This window comes from Sphingomonas aurantiaca, assembly GCF_003050705.1.
Lineage (GTDB): Bacteria > Pseudomonadota > Alphaproteobacteria > Sphingomonadales > Sphingomonadaceae > Sphingomonas > Sphingomonas aurantiaca.
Genome location: NZ_QAOG01000005.1, coordinates 1 through 18,238 on the forward strand (window position 1 = coordinate 1; position 18,238 = coordinate 18,238).

The window sequence follows — 18,238 nt, forward strand, 5'->3', positions numbered from 1 at the left end:
CCCGCTACGACCGTTGCCCAACAGCCTTCTTCTCTGCGGTTGCCCTCGCTGCCACCGTCATCTTCTGGCTGTGATCAACGAGTTCTGACCCTAATAAGTTAGCCGCCCCAATCCTTCCCACTCAAGCGGGAACCTCCGTCAGGGCGGCTCAGCGCGGCGGCAATGAACTCCGCCGGGGTCAGAGTCTAAATCCGAGTACCGAACCTCCGATATTTGTTCACACTAACGCCGGAGAAGACGCGCTAGGCTTCGAATTACCGTTGCTGTTCCGACTGCTAGTTTGTGGCACGGACACCTCATTCGAACACCGATGATCAACTCTGATGCACTACTTCGGAAGAACAACCCTGCTCCTTGGAGGTGAGCTACGGGGCACTCGACGCTTGATCCTGCATTTGCAGAACGTCGTCCTTGGAATGAGGGACACCTGCGTGGTGCGAAGCGCGCGCTGAAACAGCAACAGGTCTGGGCGAGAGCTTCTGGTTGGACCAGCATCGCCGATTAGGCGACACGGCGCTGTTCGACTTCGCGATCGGCAGCGAGTTACGCGGCTGCGACGTCGTCAAAGTTCGCATGGGCGATGTGGGGTCAGGCGGACGCGTCCGCGATCGAGCCATTGTCGTGCAGCAGAAGACCAACCGGCCGGTGCAGTTCGGGCTGATGGAGACGGCCCGGAAGACAATGCGTGCGTGGCTGGAGCGACGCGGTGGCACGCTGGGCGACTATGTCTTCCCCAGTCGAAACGACTACATGAACCACATGAGCACGCGCCAGTATGCCCGCCTCGTTCACGAATGGGGCGCTGGCATCGGCCTCCAGCCCGGCGATTACGGGACCCACTCACTCCGGCGAACCAAGGCGTCGATCATTTACAAGGCGACGGGCAATCTCAGGGCCGTCCAGATCCTGCTTGGTCACGCTAAAAATGACAGCACGGTGCGCTACCTCGGGGTCGGTGTGGAGGATGCCCTCGAATTGGCGGAACGAACCGAGGTCTGAGCAAACCCAATTGCAGACGTTCGCGCCCCCTCCCCCGGTTCATAATTTCCGCCATTCGTTCATGTGATCGGACGGCAACTGGCGGGTGGCCGGTCGGCAGCCTGTAGGGCGCAAAATGAGAAGAGAGCCCCCGTTAGCTCAGTCGCTCGAAGCGTTCGAGAACACGGTCATCAGAATGGCGTCGGTGACTTCAGGCCCGTACCACGCACAGCATCAGCCTCGAGCTTTTGGCCCTGAGAAGTCTATGTAAAGACTGAGGTCAGGTAGCCGGTCGTTCATCTGCGTCCGCGGAGATGCCAAGGCTCCGTTCGATATCTCGTTCCACGACCAAACTCACGTAAGCTCGGGCATCTAGCGTTGTCGTTGACGTTCGCAGACCCGAATGCCAAACGGCGTGACGTAGGACACAAAGAAATTCGAATGCGCGCCGGTGCCTGCCTGATTGCCCTGCTCCTGATCACCACGGTTAACGCTCAAACGCCCAGCGGCAGCGCCTATCATCGCGCACCCGATGTGATCGCCAAGGCACTGGAAACGCCGCCTATCCCCGGCGTCGCCGTCGGCCCCGATCACCGCACGCTGGTGATTTTGGGGCGCGAGAATTTGCCGTCGATCGCCAATCTGTCAAAACCGATCTCGCGGCTGGGCGGCTACCGCATCGACCCCGCCGCCAATGGTCAGGCCGAGGTCCGCGTGCAATGGCTGAACGCACTGAGCTTCAAGGACGTCGGCTCGGGGAGGACCGTCGCGGTCAAGCTGCCCGCCGGCTTGCGCTTCGCCGCACCCAATTGGTCACCCGACGGCACCCGTCTTGCCTTCTGCGCGCACGAGGCCGACGGCCTGTCGCTATGGATCGCCGAGCGCAACGGCAGCGCCCGCATGGTCGCTCGGGGGCTGAACGGCACGTTCGGCACGCCCTTCGCAAGGATGCCGGACAGCAAGGCGCTAGTCAGCAATACCGTGCCCGCCAGTCGCGGAGCGGCACCCGTTTCGAGCAGCACGCCCACCGGCCCGGTGATCCAGGAAAGCGCCGGTCGCACTTCGGCGGCGCGGACCTATCAAACACTGAGTTACGCCGGCCATTCGGGGCCTCGCTTTGGCCGACGGAATTCATCCGGTGAGGACATTCGGCGGTGGCGCCGAGCTTGGTGGAATCCTAAGGTCATTCCGATACGGACCGGCGCGATCGGTTGCGAAACACAGGCGTAACAGGGAGAGGGCATGGCGGTAATCGACAGGCGCGCAGCGTTGCTCGCGGGAATGGCTCTCGTCGCTGCCTGCACGAATACGGCGCATCTTGGGGCCAACAGGCTCGTTAGCCGTTCGGAGGCTTCATCGTTCGTTACAGTCCACGGGCACCGTTTCGAGCGCAACGGCATGCCGTATCGCTACGTTGGCGCGAATATCTGGTACGGTGCATGGCTTGGCGCGGACACAGCCTATGGTGATCGTGCACGGCTTGGCCGCGAGCTGGATCGGTTGAAAGCGCTCGGCGTGCGCAACCTGCGCATCCTGGGCTCGGCCGAACTGTCGCCCCTTAAAAACTCGATCACGCCGGGGTTCCGCGACCGGACCGCGACCTACAACGAGGATCTGCTCAAGGGCCTCGACTGGACGCTCGCCGAGATGGCGAAGCGCGACATGACCGGGGTCATCTACCTGACCAACTTTTGGGAATGGTCGGGTGGAATGATGACGTATCTGTCATGGGTCAACGGCGGCAGGTTCATCGACATGAACGACCCCGCACACCCCTGGCCCGAGTTCGCCGATTGGAACGCGGCGTTCTATACCAACGGCCAGGCGCAGGCGATGTACCGCGATTATATTCGCGCGGTCGTCACGCGCACAAACAGCGTCACTGGCGTCGGCTATGCCGCCGATCCGACGATCATGGCGTGGCAACTGGCGAACGAACCGCGTCCCGCAGGCGGTGACAAGGCCGCGATTCCCAATCTTCCGAACTTTTATCGGTGGATCGACGAGACCGCCCGCTACATCAAGACGCTCGATCCCAATCACCTCGTCTCGACTGGCTCGGAAGGGCTGAAGGGCTCGATCGAACGCGAAGACGTCGTGCTCGCCGCGCATCGCTCGCCGGCGATTGACTACCTCACAACGCATATCTGGCCGAATAATTGGACCTGGATGGATTCGGGGAACCTCGCCGGCACCTATGACGCGGGCGCGGCGAAGGTGGCGGACTATCTCGACACGCATATCCGACTTGCGACAACGCTGGGCAAGCCGCTGGTGATCGAGGAGTTCGGCTATCCGCGCGACGGCAAGACCGCCTACGACCCGACCATCACCACCGTCTTCAAGGACCGCTTCTACCGTCAGATATATGCCGCGATCGAAGCAAACGCGAACGCCGGCGGACCGCTCGCGGGCTCGAACTTCTGGGCATGGAACGGCGAAGCGCGCACGCCGCATGCCGATCACCGCTTCCAGCGCGGCGACCTCGGCTACATGGGCGACCCGCCGCACGAACCGCAGGGCTGGTACGGCGTTTTCGACAGTGACACCGCCACGCAATCCGTGATTCGCGCGCACGCCGCCGTGATGGCAGGACTGTGATGCTCAACCGACGCGAGACGCTCGGTCTGACGGCGGCGCTCGGCCTGATGCAGGGCATACCGGCACTGGCAGCGGTACCGGACCGTACCCTGAGCAACGCGAATGCCACCCCGACTGCGCGAAAGCTCTATACGTATCTTTGGAGCCAGTATGGTCGCAAGACACTGACCGGCCAGCAGGAACAGGGATCCGCGCCGCCCAACCCGCGCGGTGAACTCGATTACCTCCAGCAGGTCACGGGCAAGCTCCCGGCTATTCTCGGGCTCGACTATATCGACCCGCGCGATAACGATGCGGTGAACGACCGGGCGACCGCTTGGGCGCGCTCGGGCGGCATCGTCACCTTGTGCTGGCATTGGGGCGCACCCGATATCGGCACAGGCTACGAAAATTCGAAGAAGGATTTCGACGTCGCGGCCGCACTTAAACCCGGTACGCCGCAGAACATTGCCATGATGCGCGACATGACGGAGGTCGCGCGGCTGCTTGCCGTTCTTAAGGACCGCGGCGTGGCGGTGTTATGGCGCCCGTTCCACGAGTTCAGCGGCGACTGGTTCTGGTGGGGCAAGCACGGCCCCGATGCGTTCAAATCGCTCTGGGCGCTGATGTACGATCAGTTCACGCGCGTCCACCGCCTGGGCAACCTCATCTGGGTGCTCGGCTGGGCGGGCCAGAACGTCGACCCCGCCTGGTATCCCGGGGACGCAACGGTCGATGTCGCCGGCGCGGATATCTACGCGAACGATCATGGCAATCTCGCAGCCATGTTCGCGCAGGTGAAGGCCATCGTCGGCGACACGCTTCCAATCTGCCTGCACGAGAACGGCCCAGTCCCCGATCCGGCATTGCTCGGCCCCACCGCAGACTGGCTCTGGTTCATGACATGGCACACGCGCTGGCTGACCGGCACCGACCAGAACACGGCGGACCAGCTACACCGTGACTACGCATCAAAACGCTATGTCACCAAGGACGAACTGCCCGCATGGCTGAAGGTGAAGGCATGAAAGCGGTCCTCGGGCTGTTTGCCACGGCACTCCTGTCGACGTCGGTGATCGCCGCTTCGCCAACGTTGACGCCGACCACCACGAAAGCCGGTGCGGCCCTCCCGGTCCATATCGGCGGACGCGCCGAACGGGTCGCGGAAGGGTATAGGCGCCAATGGCCGGGCACGTATTTCGAGTCGGCGTTCCGCGGCCCGAGCGCGCTGCTGAAGATCGGCCAGGGTGACATCGTCCTGCATGTGTCCGTCGATGGCGCCCCAGTCGCCAAACTCGTCAAGCCGAAGCCGGGGCTCTATCGCGTCGCCGGTCTCGCCCACGGTCGCCACGCGATCCGCGTTGACGTCGCCAGCGAAAGCCAGTCCGCGCCCACCGTCTTCGGAGGATTCTACGCCGCGTCCGGAACACGCCCCCTCCCCGCGCCGAGCCGCGCCCGCCAAATCGAATTCATCGGCGACTCGCACACCGTCGGCTACGGCAATATCTCGACCCGGCGCGACTGTACGCAAGACGAAGTCTGGGCGACCACCGACACCGCCCAAGCCATGCCCGCGCTGACCGCCCGCCGCTATGGCGCGGACTATCAGGTCAACGCGATCTCCGGCCGCGGCATCGTCCGCAACTATGACGGCATGGCCGCCGATACCGTCCCGACCGCTTACCCGTTCACGCTGTTCGACAAGGCCGCGCGCTACGCCGACCCCGCCTGGCACCCTCACTTGTTCGTGATCGCGCTCGGGACCAACGACTTGACCACGCCTCTCCACCCCGGCGAGCCATGGAAAACGCGCGACGCACTGCACGCCGACTACGAGCAGCATTATGTCGATTTCGTCAAACGCCTGCGCGCGCATGCCCCGAACGCGCACGTCATCCTGTGGGCCACCGATATGGCCAACGGCGAAATCGCATCCGAAGTCGGCAAGGTCGCTTCGCGCCTCAACGCCGAAGGCGAGCGCGACATAGGCTTCATTCCCGTCGCCGGCCTCGCCTTCACTGGCTGTCACGCCCACCCGTCGACCTCGGACGACGCCCGGATTACCATGGCGCTATCAACCTATATCGACACGCACCCGGAGATATGGAGACAGAAATAGCCAAACGATCTGGCCGTCGTAGCGCTAACCCGCTAGCAGCGCTGCCAAGGCACGGATGATGCCTACCGCCCGGGGGAGAGTACGTTGTAGGCCGCGTTTCCACGTTAACCTCGCGCTTCGGCCCTAGTCCGCGGTGACGCCGATAGCGCGTCCCACGGCGCCCGTGCCCGCGGTCGCGCATCTGAAGATCTGGCCAACCGCGAACGCTCGGATCGAGGCGCTGCTGAAACGCATGTCGGTCGCGGACAAGATCAGCCAGCTGATCCAGGTCAACATCGCCAGCATCGAGCTCTTGGACCTGCGCTCCTACAAGCACGGCTCGATCCTCAACGGCAGAGATGCCGACTGAGCCTTGTCCTCGACGTCCGCGTCGACCGTCCCGCCACCGCGCCGGTCGGCTTGGCATGGTCAGCACCGACGGCAAGACGGCCACCGTCCCAATCACCAGGACGCTCGCTACGGCCAAGGTCGGCGACTGAACCAGCGCCTGCTCGGCATGGCGGCGATCACGCTTCGAACCTGACCCCCGAAACACTTCGGGCCCGAGGCGCGCCTTAGCGCCTCGGGCCCGATCAGGTCGTTCGTAGCGTCGTCGGTCAGCTATGCAGCGACCGGCGGAACGTCTCGGGCAGGAACACCAGCCCGACCAGCGCGGTCACCGCGCAGGCGACGATCGGGTACCACAGCCCGTAATAGATATCCCCGGTCGCCGCGACCATCGCGAACGCCGCGGTCGGCAGGAACCCGCCGAACCAGCCATTGCCGATATGATAGGGCAGCGACATCGACGTGTAGCGGATCTTGGTCGGGAACAGCTCGACCAGCAGCGCCGCGATCGGCCCGTAAACCATCGTCACGTACAGTACGAGGATGACGAGGATCGCGATGACCAGCGGCTTGTTGATCTGCGCCGGATCCGCCTTTTCGGGGTAGCCGACCGCGGTCAATGCGGTCTTCACCTCGGTACCGAACGCCTTGATCGCGGCGGCCTTTTCCGGGCCCGACACGACCGCGGGATTGACGACCGGGATGGTCGCGCCGCCGATATGGATCTGCGCGACGGTGCCGGCAGGCGCGATGACGTTGGCATAGGAGATGCCCGCCTTCGCCAGATACGCCTTGGCGATGTCGCACGAGCTGCTGTCGAACTTGTTCTTGCCGACCGGATCGAACTGGACCGAGCACTCGTCGGGGTTGGCGACGACGCTCACCGGCGAATTGGCCTGCGCCGCGTAAAGTGCCGGGTTAGCGGCTTTCGACAGCGCGTGGAACAGCGGCATGTAGGTCAGCGCGGCGAGCGCGCAGCCGGTCAGGATGATGTATTTCCGCCCGACCTTGTCCGACAGCCAGCCGAAGAAGATGAACGCGGGCGTCGCGATCAACAGCGCGATCGCGATCAGGATGTTGGTGGTCGGCCCGTCGACGCGCAGGTTCTTCTCGAGGAAGAACAGCGCGTAGAACTGGCTGGTGTAGAACACGACGCCCTGCCCGACGACCGCCCCGAACAGCGCGATCAGCACGATCTTCAGGTTGCTCCACTGCCCGAACGCCTCGGTCAGCGGCGCCTTCGACGTTTTGCCCTCGTCCTTCATCTTCTGGAACACAGGGCTCTCTTCGAGCTGCATGCGGATCCACAGCGACACCGCGAGCAACGCGATCGAGACGATGAACGGGATGCGCCAGCCCCAGGCGGCAAACGCCTCTTCGCCGACCAGCGTGCGCACGCCGATCACGATCAGCAGCGCCGCGAACAGCCCGAGCGACGCGGTCGTCTGGATGAAGCTGGTGAACAGCCCGCGCTTCTTGTCGGGCGCATGCTCGGCGACATAGGTCGCGGCACCACCATATTCGCCGCCGAGCGCGAGACCCTGCAACAGCCGCAGCACGACCAGCGCGATCGGCGCGGCGACGCCGACCGACGCGTAGCTCGGCAGCAGGCCGACGAGGAAGGTCGACAGCCCCATGATCGCCATCGTGACGAGGAAGGTGTTCTTGCGACCGACGACATCGCCGATCCGCCCGAACACCAGCGCACCGAACGGCCGCACCGCAAACCCGGCCGCGAACGCCGCGAGCGCGAAGATGAACCCGGTCGTCTCGTTGACGCCCGAGAAGAACTGCGCTGTGATGATCGTCGCGAGCAGGCCGTACAGATAGAAATCATACCATTCGAACACCGCGCCGAGCGACGACGCGATGATGATCAAGGGTTGGCTCTGCTTCGCATGACCAAGGGGCGATGCGTCCCCGGTTGTCGTCGCCATGGCGATATCCTCTCAGATAAGGTGGATGGAACAGCCGATCGTCGCCGGCTCTTGAACGCAAAGAAGTCGATCCGGCGCCGCTCTCATCCTCCCCCGCAAGGGGGAGGTGGCTGGCGCTTGCCAGACGGAGGAGGCGGTAAACGATGACCATCGTTGCGTGCCCTCCCCCTCCGTTACCTTCGGCGACACCTCCCGCTTGCGGGGGAGGATCACGAAATCATGCCCTAGAACGAATAGCGTGCGGCAAGCTCGCCGCGGTCCATCTTGCCAACCTGGCCGTTGACGAGCTGGCGTTGGGCGTGGCGAAATTCGACGCCGAGATCGATGCTCTTGATTGGCGAGTAGAACAAATTGGCCGATGCGCTCCAGGCAGAGTCGGTCGCGCCGATCGGCTCGCCGCCGGTCGGGTAGTCGATCGACTGGACGCTGCCGATGAAGGTCGAGCGGAGCTTGTCGGTCCAGCCCAGCTTGAGCGCCGCGAACCCGGCGGTGAGGCTCGGCGTCTGCAATTCCGCCCCGGGCACGGCCGAGAAGACCGCATCGGGTGCGAGGTTCAGGCCGACATAGCGGCCGATCCCGTCGCCATGCGTGACCATGAAGCGGATGTCCGAATGGCCCGACGCATCGAGCGGCACCTTGCCCGCGAACGACACGCCCCAGCCTGTAGCACTCTCGTTCAGCGGTCCCGTGTCGATCGTCAGCTTCCGCGCCAGCCCCGCCAGCGAGAACTCGCCGAACGCGGTCTTGTAGTTCAGCCGCGCGGCAACGTCGGGAAGACGGTCATCCGCATTCTCGACCACTGCCGCGGACACCAGATTGGTCGATGCCGTCTCGGGGTTTTCCGCGGCGACCGACAGCGACAGCGTGTCGCTCAGCTTGCGCGTGTAGCGAACCTGCGCCTGACGGACGAACACGGTGCCTTCCGACGGCCCGATAAAGTCGGTCGTCTCGGGCAACGCGCCGATATACTGGAAGGTCGTCCATTCCTGCCCGAACAGCCAGTTGTCGTAGGTGAAGAACGCGCGACGCAGGCCGGGGTTATAGCCGCTGACGACGCGCTGGTTGCCCTGCGTGCCGGGCACGACCTGGAAATCGAGTTCGAGCAGCCCCTTCAGGCTGTGCCCCGCGATCGGCGTATCCGTCGCGAGCACGATCCGGGTCTGCTTGGCATGCGATTCGAAGCTGTTGCCTTCGTTGCGTCCGCCGACCGGGGTCATGCTGGGGAAGTAGAAATCACGACCGACCGATTCCGGCGCGATATTGCCGCCACTGTAGCGGCTCACCGATGCCCAGGTCTTGAAGAAGCCGTTGAGCTTGACCGTGGTGCCCGCGACCTTGAACCCGTCGGTCGGCGCAGGCCCCGGTCCGGCGGGCTTTGCCTCCGCCAGCGCGGTCGGCGCGGTCGGGCCGCTCGGCCCGGTCGGATGCGGCGCAGTCGGCGACGATGCCATGGCGGTCGGTGGCGCGGTCGGCGACACAGCGGTTTGCGGCGCTGCAGCAGCAGTGGCGCGCGCGGCGGTCAGTTCGCCCCGCAGGTCCTGCACCGCGGCCTCGAGCGCCTTCAGTCGCGTCTCGAGCTCGACCTCACGCGCCGTCTGCGCATATGCCGCAGCCGGTACCAGCGCAGTCCCTGCGAGCAGCGCCGTGAAGGCCAGCCGTGTCTTGAACACCATACATGTCATCCCCGTCTCCGCACTTTTCCACTGGTCTTACGCGTGGATATAAGCCTCGCCACCATGGCGGATTGCGAACGCCCGTCCATCCCTTACTTTGGTGCGGGATGATCGCGCGCGGCCGACCGCGTACAGCGCGGCAAAAGGAGAGCCAGATGACCGAGGCAAGCTATCCCGTCCCCGCGGAGTGGGCGAAGGACGCGCTGATCGACGCCGCCGCCTCTGACCGGATGTATGCCGAGGCCGCGACCGATCCCGACGCCTTCTGGTCCAAGGAAGCCAAGCGTCTCGACTGGATCGTCGCCCCGACCAAGATCAAGGACACGTCGTTCGATGAGAGCGACTTCCGCATCCGCTGGTTCGAAGACGGTCAGCTCAACGTCGCCGCCAACTGCGTCGACCGCCACGCCGACGCCCGCCCCGACGCGATCGCGATCCTCTGGGAAGGCGACAACCCCGACGAATCCCGCAAGATCAGCTATGCCGAACTGCGCGACGAGGTCTCGAAGCTCGCCAACTGCCTGAAGTCGCGCGGCGTCACGAAGGGCGACCGAGTCACGATCTACCTGCCGATGATCCCCGAGGCGGCGTTCGCGATGCTCGCCTGCGCGCGGATCGGCGCGATCCACTCGGTCGTCTTCGGCGGCTTCTCGCCCGAGAGCCTGTGCAACCGCATCCACGACTGCGACAGCCGTATCGTCATCACCGCCGACGAAGGCCTGCGCGGTGGCAAGACCGTGCCCTTGAAGGCCAATGTCGATGCCGCACTCGATCACGGCGACCTCGCGGTCGAGACCGTCATCGTCGTCCGCCGCACCGGTGGAAAGGTCACGATGACCGAGGGCCGCGACTGCTGGTATCATGAGTGCGTCGAAGGCCAATCGACCGACTGCGCCCCCGAGCCGATGAACGCCGAGGATCCGCTGTTCATCCTCTACACCAGCGGCTCCACCGGCCAGCCAAAGGGCGTGCTTCACACCAGCGGCGGCTATCTGGTCTGGGCGTCGATGACGCACGAATACGTCTTCAACTACCGCCAAGGCGAGATTTTCTGGTGCGCCGCCGATGTCGGCTGGGTGACCGGCCACACCTATTCGCTCTACGGCGCGCTCGCGAACGGCGCGACGACGGTGATGTTCGAGGGCGTACCCAACTATCCCGACCACAGCCGCTTCTGGCAGATCGTCGACAAATACCAGGTCAACATCCTCTACACCGCGCCGACCGCACTGCGCTCGCTGATGCGCGAGGGCGACGACTGGGTGACGCGGACCAGCCGCAAGTCGCTCCGCCTGCTCGGCTCGGTCGGCGAGCCGATCAATCCGGAGGCGTGGAACTGGTATCACAATGTCGTCGGCGACGGCCGTTGCCCGATCGTCGATACCTGGTGGCAGACCGAGACGGGCGGCCACATGATCAGCCCGCTCCCCGGCGCGACCGCACTCAAGCCCGGCAGCGCCACCAAGCCGCTGTTCGGCGTCATCCCCGAACTGGTCGACGCGGAGGGCAAGGTCCTCGACGGCGCGGTCGAGGGCAACCTCGTCATCGCCGACAGCTGGCCCGGCCAGATGCGGACCGTGTGGAACGATCACGAGCGCTTCTTCCAGACCTATTTCTCGACCTATCCGGGCAAGTACTTCACCGGCGACGGCTGCCGCCGCGACGAGGACGGCTATTACTGGATCACCGGCCGCGTCGACGACGTGATCAACGTCAGCGGCCACCGGATGGGCACCGCCGAGGTCGAGAGCGCGCTCGTCGCGCACGCCAAGGTCGCCGAGGCCGCGGTCGTCGGCATGCCGCACGATCTGAAGGGCCAGGGCATCTATGCCTATGTCACGCTCAACGCGAACGCCGAGCCGAGCGCCGATCTGCGCAAGGAACTCGTCCAGTGGGTCCGCCGCGAGATTGGCCCGATCGCGACCCCCGACATCCTCCAGTTCGCGCCCGCGCTCCCCAAGACGCGCTCGGGCAAGATCATGCGCCGCATTCTGCGCAAGATCGCGGAGAACCAGCTCGACCAGCTCGGCGACACCTCGACGCTCGCCGATCCCGCGGTGGTCGACGCCTTGATCGCCGGCCGCGAGGAGGCCACTTCAGTCCCGGCATGACTCGCACGATCCTCATCGCCGACGATCACCCGCTGTTCCGCCAGGCGCTCAAACTGGCGGTCAGCCGCGCCGCGCCCGACGCGGTGGTGATCGAGGCCGGGCAGCTCTGCGAGGCGGCCGATGCGGTGCGCGGCGCAGAGCGTCTCGACCTCATCCTGCTCGACCTGCGGATGCCGGGGTCGGAAGGCTTTGCCGGCGTCGCGCTGCTCCATGCCGAACGCCCCGGCACGCCGATCCTCGTGATCTCGTCGGCGGACGAGGCCGAAGCCGCACCGCGCGCGCGGGCGTATGGGGCGGTCGGCTTCGTCTCGAAGACGGCCGATCTTGCCGCGCTGGAGAAAGCCGTCGCGCGAGCCCTGGCCGGCGAACGCGATGCACCACCGGAAGACGCGCCCGTCGATGACATGGCTACGCGCGTCGCAAGCCTGACGCCGACCGAGCTAAAGGTCCTGCTCGGCGTGCTGGCGGGGCGCTTGAACAAGCAGGTGGCGTTCGACCTCGGCATCTCCGAGGGCACCGTAAAAGGCCACATGACCGCCATCCTGCGCAAACTCGGCGTGCAGAACCGAACACAGGCCGTGCTGGCCGCAAGGGCGATGGACATCCACTTCGCCGATTGAGGCGGGACACCCGCCCTCCCCCAACCCGTCATCCTGACGAAAGTCAGGACCCAGAGCCAAAATCGGTGTGGCCGGTACCCTGGGTCCTGACTTTCGTCAGGATGACGAGGGGGCCGACAGGCTTTCGAATGCCCTCCCCAAAGACGCCATTCAACTCCCCCGCGCCGCTGCCGCCGCCGCATCCTCGATGAACCGCCACAGGTCCGCGGGCACGACGGGCTTCGTCAGCACTACAAGCCCCGCACACCGATCGTCCTCTGCAACCGTGCGGTCCGCGGTCACCAGCGCGATTGCCGGTGCCGGCGCCATCGCCCGCAACCGCGCGACGACGTCCAACCCGTCCTCCGCCTCGTCGAGATGATAGTCGACCAGCGCAACATCCGGCTCCTCGTCCGCCGCCAGTTCGAGCGCCTCCGCGATCGTCCCCGCCAGCAGCGGCACGCACCGTCGCGCGCGCAACGCCGCGTCGAGCGCCGCCAGGATCGTCACGTCGTTGTCGAGGCACAGCACGCGCAGACCCGGCACCAGCGCACGCGTCGCCGATGGCGTCGGCAGCGGCACGTCCAGCCCGGAAGGCGCAATCGGCACCCGTACCGCGAACGTCGTCCCCCGCCCCGGCGCCGAGCGCAATTCCACCGCTACCCCCAGCAACCGCGCGATCCGCCGGACGATCGCCAGCCCCAGACCGACGCCGCCACCCGCACTCCCCTTGCTTTCGAGCCGCTCGAACTCTTCGAAGATCCGCTCGCGGTCGGCCGCGGCAATGCCAGGTCCGTTGTCACGCACCTCGATCAGCACGTCATCGCCACGCCGCCGCGCGCCGATCCAGATCCGCCCGTCCGCCGAATAGCGCACCGCGTTCGACAGGAAATTCTGCAGGATCGAGCGGAGCAGCGAGCGATCGGTCGCCACGCTGAACACAGCAGGATGCGACGCCAGTACCAGTCCGCGCTCGCCCCCGAGTGGCCGGAACTGTACCGCCAACTCCTCGATCAGCGCCCCCAACGCAAACCGCTCGACTTTCGGCACCACGCCCCCGGCATCGAGCCGCGACACGTCGAGCAGCGCGCGCAGCAACGTGTCCGCCGATCCGATCGCGCCATCGATCGCGCGCACCAGCTCCGCCTGATGCGGCGCCTTGCCCTCGTCGAGCGCCGCGCAGAACAGCCGCGCCGCGTGCAACGGCTGCAACAGATCGTGGCTCGCCGCCGCCAGGAACCGCGTCTTGTCGCGCGTCGCGGTCTCCGCCACCGCGCGCGCCTCGCCGAGCATCGCGTTCGACTGCGCCAGATCCTGGGTCCGCGCCGCCACCCGCGCCTCGAGATCGGCCTGCGCCTCCTTTTCCGAGGTGATGTCGGTGAAGCTCTGGACATAGCCCCCGCCCGGCATCGGCCGCCCGACCATCTTGATCCACCGCCCCGACGGCCGTTGCCGCTCGAAACTATGCGGGGTCCCGCGCGCGAGATGCCCCATCCGCCGACCGACATGCGCCGCGATATCGTCGATGCTCCCCTCGCGCTCGGCGTTGTAGCGGATAAGGTCGGCGATCGATCGGCCGACGACGACATAGCCCTCGGGATAGTCGAACATCTCGACATAACGCGGATTCCACGCGACCAGCCGCAGGTCCGCGTCGATCACGCTCACCCCCGGATCGATCGTTTCCAGCGTCGCCGACAGCAACGTGCGCGAAAACCTCAGCGACCGCCCGCGCTGGTCGAGCAGCCGGACCACGTCGCTGACGTCCATCGCAGACCCGGCAATGCTCGACGCGACGATCTTGCGCGCCGACGGTGCGCCGATCACGCCCGCGATCAACCGCTCGGCGGTGCGCGCGGCGGGTCCGTCGATCGGGGCCCGCAGATCGGGGGACGCCACGCCGATCGCCTCGGCCTCGCCTTCGCCGACGAACCGCGCGACCAGCATCCGCAGTTCGCCGAGCGTCGTGACATGGTCGAGCGCGCTGTTCCCGCGATGCCGCTCGATCGCATGCAGCCCGGCCATCAGCGCGACGTTGACGCCCAGGCTCCACACCGTGCCGTTGACCAAGGGCGAGCCGATCCGCCAGCCGAGCAACGCGTCGGGATCGAGCCAGCCGCGCGTGAAGTGCGCGAGCGCCGGTCCGATGCCCTCCCCGATCGACGGCAGCAACAGGCAGTAGATCCAGACGACCACGCCACCGATCAGCCCGGCGCGCGCCGCTGTGTGGTTGGCGAAGTTCCACCCGACCGTCGCGATCAGCGCAGGCGCGAACTGCGCGACGCCCGCAAAAGCGATCAGCCCGATCGACGCCAGCGGCAGGTCCGCGCCGAGGCTCCGCCCGTACACCAGCGCCACCGCAACGATCGCCGCGATGATCACCCGCCGCACGCGCAGCATCCGCCGGCCAAGCTCGCCCTCGCCCGCCTCGCCGTGCCGCCGGAGCAGCATCGGCGCGAGCAGGTCGTTCGTCGCCATCGTCGACAGCGCGATCGTCTCGACCACCACCATCGCCGTCGCCGCCGAAAACCCGCCAAGAAACGCGAGCAGCGCCACCAGATGCTCGCCGCGCTGCAACGGCACTGTTAGCACGTACAGGTCGGGCTCGGCATCGCCCGGCAGCAGCGTCATGCCCGCCAGCGCCAGTGGCAGCACCAGCAGCGAGATCACGACCATGTATGCGATGAACGGCCAGCGCGCGCGCGCCACCGCATCGGGCCCGCGCGCCTCGATCACGCCCACATAGAATTGCCGCGGCAGGCACAGGATCGCGAGCGCCGACAACAGCGTCCGCACCCAGAAATCGGACGTCAGCGCGCCCCAGGTGAAACCGGACCGCAGTCTGGCCAGCGGCGCCGCGAGCGTCGCGGCGGGCACGTCGACGAGCACTGCCAGCGTCACCACGCCGAGCACGACGAAGCAGAGCAGCTTGATCAGCGATTCCGCCGCGATCGCCGCCACCACGCCGGGGTTGCGTCCCGCCACCTCGTACCGTCGCGCACCGAACAGGATCGCGAACACCGCCAGCAGCAGCGCGACGAAGGTGCCGACCTCCGCCGAACTCCCGACGCCCGCGATTGCGCCGAAGCTGAGCGTGACCGAGCGCAACTGCAGCGCGATATATGGCACCGACGCGAGCAGAGCCGTCCCCGCGACGATCGCCGCGGTCCCCCGGCTGCGCCCATAGCGCGCGGAGATGAAGTCCGAGATCGAACTCGATCCCTCCTCGCGCGCCAGCCGGACCAGCCGCGCAAGGAACCTGGGCGCCAGCAGGAACACCAGCGCCGGCCCGAGATAGATGGCGAGATAATCCCAGCCGCGCGTCGCCGCAGTGCCGACCCCGCCGAAGAACGTCCAGCTGCTGCAATAGACCGCCAGCGATAACGGATACGCGATCTGCCCGAGCCGCCGCGACAGGCCCCGCCGGTCCACCACCCACGCAATCCCGAACAGCGTCGCGCCGTACCCGAGAATGGCGAGGATGATCATCGGACGGGTAATGAAGGCGCTCCGGTCTGGCGCCGCAGCGCAGGGTCACGACGCGTTATAGCGCCGATCCGGACTGACGGCGACCATGCTAAGGAACCGAAGAACCATCAGCCCCGTCGCCACGAGGACACAAAAAAACCGGCGGCGCATGGACTGCGCCCCCGGTCATTTCTTGCCACGTCAGGTCAGATGTAGCGATCAGGCCAGCGTGCGCACGTTGGCTTCGCGGTCCCAATAGCGCTTGGTGCCCGCGGTCGCGATCTGGCCGAGATCGACCACACCCGCATCGGGCTCGACGCCTGCCTTATCGAGCAACGGCTTGGCTGCCGCATTGGCTGCGACGGCCTTGAGATGCCCGAACGCGTCCATGACCCACTGGACGGCTGCGCCTTCCTTGAGCAGCGCCTTGCAGCCCTCCTCCGAAAGCACCACGGCGACCGCGTCGAAGATCTGCGACGGGCTGCCCGCAAGCTGTCCGTGCGCCTTCTTCTTGCTGCCATCGGCAAGCTTCGCACCACCGACCTTCGGCGCGACCAGAACGGCCTTGCCGCCGGCGGCCTCGACCGACTTCACAACAGCATCGATCTCGCCACCGTCGGACCCGTCCGCGATCAGGATGCCGACCTGGCGACCCTCGAGCGTCTCCTTCATCGACTTCTGGATCGACAGTGCGTCGCTCGCAGGCATGTCGATCGGCTCACGATAGGCGGGGTTCGCCGCTGGCAGCTCGATGCCGAGACCGTCGGCGACCCGCGTTGCCAGTTCCTCGTTCACATTGCGCAGGTTGGCAACGGTGCGCTCCTGGACATGCGCGAGGCCGACCTTCGACAGTTCGAACGTGAACGCCGAAGCGATATGCGCCTTCTCGTTGTCGGTCGCCGACACCCAGAACAGGCGTGCCTGGCTGTAGTGATCGCCGAACAGCTCGGCGCGCATCCGCAGCTTCTCGCCCTGCTCGTCCGCACCGGTCGGGTTGGTCGTCGTCACGAAGCCGTTCGGCGATTCGCGCGGACCACCGTCCTCGCCAACGACCGACAGGCTGTTGGGCTCGTAATTCGCCCGGCCCTTCGGCACCTTGGTCTGCATCATCCCATCGCGCTGGAAGTTCTGCGCGTTGTTGCGCGGCGCGTTGACCGGGATCTGGTGGAAGTTGGTCGTCCCGAGACGCGACTTCTGCGTGTCGAGATAGCTGAACAGGCGACCCTGGAGCAGCGGATCGTTCGAGAAATCGATCCCCGGCACGATGTTGGTCGGCAGGAACGCGACCTGCTCGGTCTCGGCGAAGAAGTTGTCGACGTTGCGGTCGAGCACCATCCGGCCGATGATCCGGACGGGAACGTCCTCCTCGGGGATCAGCTTCGTCGAATCGAGCACGTCATAGGGCTGCGCCTCGGCGAATGCCTTGTCGAACACCTGGATGCCCAGCTCCCACTCTGGGAAGTCGCCGGTATCGATCGCTTCCCACAGGTCGCGACGATGATAGTCGTTGTCGGCGGCCTGGAGCTTCAGCGTCTCGTCCCAGATCGTCGACTGAAGACCGAGCTTCGGCTTCCAGTGGAACTTCACGAAGCTCGACTTGCCTTCGTCGTTGACGAGCTGGAACGTGTGGACGCCGAAGCCTTCCATCATGCGCAGCGAGCGCGGCAACGTGCGGTCCGACATCGCCCACATCTGCATGTGCGTCGATTCCGGCGTCAGCGACGCCCAGTCCCAGAACGTGTCATGCGCCGAACCCGCCTGCGGATAGGCGCGATCGGCTTCCATCTTCACCGAATGGATCAAGTCGGGGAACTTGATCGCGTCCTGGATGAAGAACACGGGAATGTTGTTGCCAACGAGATCCCAGTTGCCCTCGGTCGTGTAGAACTTGACCGCGAAGCCGCGAACGTCGCGCGGCGTATCCACCGAACCTGCACCGCCGGCCACGGTGGAAAAGCGCGTGAACAGCTCGGTCTTGGTGCCCTTCTTGAACACCGCCGCCTTGGTCAGGTCCGAAATGTCGTCGGTAGCCTCGAAATAGCCATGCGCGCCCGAACCGCGGGCGTGGACGATCCGCTCGGGGATCCGCTCATGGTCGAAGTGGAAGATCTTCTCGCGCAGCACGAAATCTTCGAGCAGCGTCGGGCCGCGCACGCCCGATTTCAGGCTGTTCTGGTTGTCGGAGACGGGCACGCCGTGGTTGGTTGTGAGAACGGGCACATCGCCGCCGGCCTGCTGGTGCGTTTCGCCACCGTTGCCGGGATTGCGCTCTGCGGGGTCGCTCATAGCAAATCCTTGTTTGATAGTCATAGTTCTGGAGAGTGAACGATCCTCGTCCGCGGCCGGGTCCACGCTAATGAAAGAATTCGGGGGCCGCGCCCCGAGCGGTGGACAGGATGCCTCAGTGACAGCATCGGCGTTGCGGTCTACCCGTGCGCCGTGCTCG

11 protein-coding genes and 1 pseudogene are annotated in these 18,238 nt (G+C 65.7%); 8 read left to right on the plus strand and 4 right to left on the minus strand.

The window, feature by feature from the left end:
* Nucleotides 1-427: 427 nt before the first annotated feature.
* From C8J26_RS14265 to C8J26_RS14290, 6 genes and pseudogenes are all read left to right on the plus strand, one after another.
* Nucleotides 428-999: pseudogene (locus C8J26_RS14265) on the plus strand (tyrosine-type recombinase/integrase).
* A 420-nt stretch (nt 1,000-1,419) separates the two neighbouring features.
* Nucleotides 1,420-2,208 (plus strand): TolB-like translocation protein, encoded by a 789-nt coding sequence (locus C8J26_RS14270; protein WP_244185318.1) that lies wholly within the window; start codon nt 1,420-1,422, stop codon nt 2,206-2,208.
* A 51-nt stretch (nt 2,209-2,259) separates the two neighbouring features.
* Nucleotides 2,260-3,579, plus strand: coding sequence for a glycoside hydrolase 5 family protein (locus C8J26_RS14275; RefSeq protein WP_483009887.1), 1,320 nt, complete (start codon nt 2,260-2,262; stop codon nt 3,577-3,579).
* Nucleotides 3,579-4,586 (plus strand): glycosyl hydrolase, encoded by a 1,008-nt coding sequence (locus tag C8J26_RS14280; RefSeq protein WP_244185319.1) that lies wholly within the window; start codon nt 3,579-3,581, stop codon nt 4,584-4,586. The genes C8J26_RS14275 and C8J26_RS14280 overlap by 1 nt, the downstream gene beginning before the upstream one ends.
* Nucleotides 4,565-5,677 (plus strand): SGNH/GDSL hydrolase family protein, encoded by a 1,113-nt coding sequence (locus C8J26_RS14285; RefSeq protein ID WP_107958969.1) that lies wholly within the window; start codon nt 4,565-4,567, stop codon nt 5,675-5,677. The genes C8J26_RS14280 and C8J26_RS14285 overlap by 22 nt, the downstream gene beginning before the upstream one ends.
* A gap of 133 nt (nt 5,678-5,810) precedes the next feature.
* Nucleotides 5,811-6,026, plus strand: a complete 216-nt coding sequence (locus tag C8J26_RS14290) for a hypothetical protein (protein WP_107958970.1) — start codon at nt 5,811-5,813, stop codon at nt 6,024-6,026.
* A gap of 247 nt (nt 6,027-6,273) precedes the next feature.
* Here the strand turns inward: C8J26_RS14290 and C8J26_RS14295 are convergent, their stop codons facing one another.
* Both C8J26_RS14295 and C8J26_RS14300 read right to left on the minus strand, forming a co-directional pair.
* Complete coding sequence (locus C8J26_RS14295) at nt 6,274-7,941, minus strand: MFS transporter (protein ID WP_107958971.1); 1,668 nt, start codon at nt 7,939-7,941, stop codon at nt 6,274-6,276.
* Nucleotides 7,942-8,165: 224 nt separating this feature from the next.
* Nucleotides 8,166-9,614, minus strand: coding sequence for a DcaP family trimeric outer membrane transporter (locus tag C8J26_RS14300; RefSeq protein ID WP_244185320.1), 1,449 nt, complete (start codon nt 9,612-9,614; stop codon nt 8,166-8,168).
* A 155-nt stretch (nt 9,615-9,769) separates the two neighbouring features.
* Between C8J26_RS14300 and acs the strand changes: the two genes are divergently transcribed.
* Both acs and C8J26_RS14310 read left to right on the plus strand, forming a co-directional pair.
* Nucleotides 9,770-11,725 (plus strand): acetate--CoA ligase, encoded by a 1,956-nt coding sequence (gene acs / locus C8J26_RS14305; RefSeq protein ID WP_107959181.1) that lies wholly within the window; start codon nt 9,770-9,772, stop codon nt 11,723-11,725.
* A complete protein-coding gene (locus tag C8J26_RS14310) occupies nt 11,722-12,345 on the plus strand; it encodes a response regulator transcription factor (protein ID WP_107958972.1) in 624 nt (207 codons plus the stop codon). The genes acs and C8J26_RS14310 overlap by 4 nt, the downstream gene beginning before the upstream one ends.
* A gap of 150 nt (nt 12,346-12,495) precedes the next feature.
* Here C8J26_RS14310 and C8J26_RS14315 read toward each other — a convergent pair whose 3' ends face one another.
* Nucleotides 12,496-15,813 carry a PAS-domain containing protein gene (locus C8J26_RS14315; protein WP_107958973.1) on the minus strand — a complete coding sequence of 1,106 codons (3,318 nt, stop codon included), beginning with the start codon at nt 15,811-15,813 and terminating at the stop codon, nt 12,496-12,498.
* Between the two features lie 198 nt (nt 15,814-16,011).
* On the minus strand, nt 16,012-18,078 hold the full coding sequence (locus C8J26_RS14320) for a catalase (RefSeq protein ID WP_056415278.1): 2,067 nt from the start codon (nt 18,076-18,078) through the stop codon (nt 16,012-16,014).
* Between the last annotated feature and the right edge of the window lie 160 nt (nt 18,079-18,238).